The organism is Mucilaginibacter sp. P4_E8 (assembly GCF_056401495.1).
The window spans coordinates 1-1678 of sequence record NZ_JBFUJG010000353.1 but is presented as its reverse complement, the minus strand read 5'-3'; the positions used below and the strand labels follow the sequence as shown (position 1 = coordinate 1678).

2 protein-coding genes are annotated in these 1678 nt (G+C 35.0%); one reads left to right on the top strand and one right to left on the bottom strand.

Annotation, left to right across the window (positions count from 1 at the left end):
• Nucleotides 1–661 (bottom strand): alpha-L-fucosidase (locus AC1DRQ_RS31300; protein ID WP_477430012.1); only part of this gene is annotated, 661 nt, incomplete at its 3' end.
• Between the two features lie 167 nt (nt 662–828).
• Here AC1DRQ_RS31300 and AC1DRQ_RS31295 point away from each other — a divergent pair.
• Nucleotides 829–1473, top strand: a complete 645-nt coding sequence (locus AC1DRQ_RS31295) for an RNA polymerase sigma-70 factor (protein WP_477430010.1) — start codon at nt 829–831, stop codon at nt 1471–1473.
• Nucleotides 1474–1678: the final 205 nt, after the last annotated feature.

Here is a 1678-nt window from a genome sequence, read left to right as displayed (position 1 = left end):
GGTTATAAGTAAAATCCTTAAATTTTTGCCAGCGTTCTGGATATTTCGCAGGGTCATAGTTCACATTACGGTCTTTTGGTGGAAAATAAGTCCACCAGTAATTTTCGGTATGCCAATCAGGTTTGGAGAAATAAGCGCCTACCATGAAGTTTTCCTTTCTGAAAGCATTAAATATCTCTTTAGTAACATTACTTCTGGGATTGCTTGAAAAAGGAGTTTTGGTACTGGTAATTTTATAATCAGTTTCTTTTGTATCAAACATGCAAAAACCATCGTGGTGCTTGGTGGTAAATATTACATATTTCATCCCGGCATCCTTTGCTGCCTTAACCCATTTTTCGGGGTTAAACTTTACCGGGTTAAAAGTGGTCTGCAGATTTTCATATGCCGCTTTGTAACCATTATAGGTAGCGCCATAAGGTCCTTTGCGTTGTGTCCATCCCTCATCCTCGGGGCAAATACTCCAGCTTTCAACTACACCCCACTGGCTGTAGGTTCCCCAGTGCATAAAAAGCCCGAACTTTAAGTCCTGCCATTCTGTTATTTTTTTTTCAACCAGCGAATCGCCAGGTGGGACATATTGTTTGGAAACATTGTGCTTTTGTGCCATTAAAATGGTGCAATACAAGCTTAAAACAAGTAGGGTAAGGGTCTTTTTCATTTAGCCGCTAATTTATAATAACTGACAATATTTGGTAGTGTATTGCCTACACACTTTTTAAAATATTTTAATAAATATTCAAACTTAGCCTATAAAATTTCCATTTTATCATTTAATGTGTTATTATTGTTACATTAAAATTAAGGTTTAAATTAAATACCCCGGCCTTGAGAGATCGAAAAGTTGATACATTAAATTTGTGGAAGCTCATTTGCAACAATGACGACGAAAAAGCTTTTGAACTTTTTTTCCATCTGTTAAATAACTCCCTGGTTAAGTTTTGCGTTTTGTACGTAAACCAAAAAGAAATTGCCGAAGAAATAGTTTCGGATGTATTTGTTAAATGTTGGTTAAACCGTAAAACCTTAACCGAGATCCTCAATCCGGAAACTTACCTTTTTGTAGCTGTAAAGAACCAGTCCCTCAATCATATCAAAAAATACTCCAGCATACATCTGGTACAGATTGATGAAACCAATTCCGTTGAATTTGTAAACACTTATAATCCTCAAAAGGAAATTGAAAATAAAGAATTGATTTTCAGGATGGATAAGGCCATTACAGCACTTCCTCAGCAATGCCGCATTGTGTTTCGGCTAATCAAGGAGGATGGAATGAAATATAAAGAAGTAGCCGAAATTTTAAACATATCCCCCCGTACCGTTCAAACACAACTATTTAGGGCCATTAAGAAATTAAGTGTTGTATTAAGCAACTATAATAAACTTACTGACCAGGCGCATAAAACCAATATTTTCAAGGCTTTAAGTATTTTTTTAGGTATTTTACAACTATTTTTTATAAACTTGTAGGTAATTTATCAAAAAAAGTTGTCCTTCTATAAAAAGCATGAAATATTAAAATGGGCAATGATAGATTTATAGAACTGGTTAGTAAAAAATTAACCAATGACATCAGCCCAGAGGAAAGCGAAGAATTTCAGCAGTACTTAAATAATGACGAAGCAAATCGTCGTGATTTTGAGTCCCTTAGCATTTACTGGAACAATAGCGATAC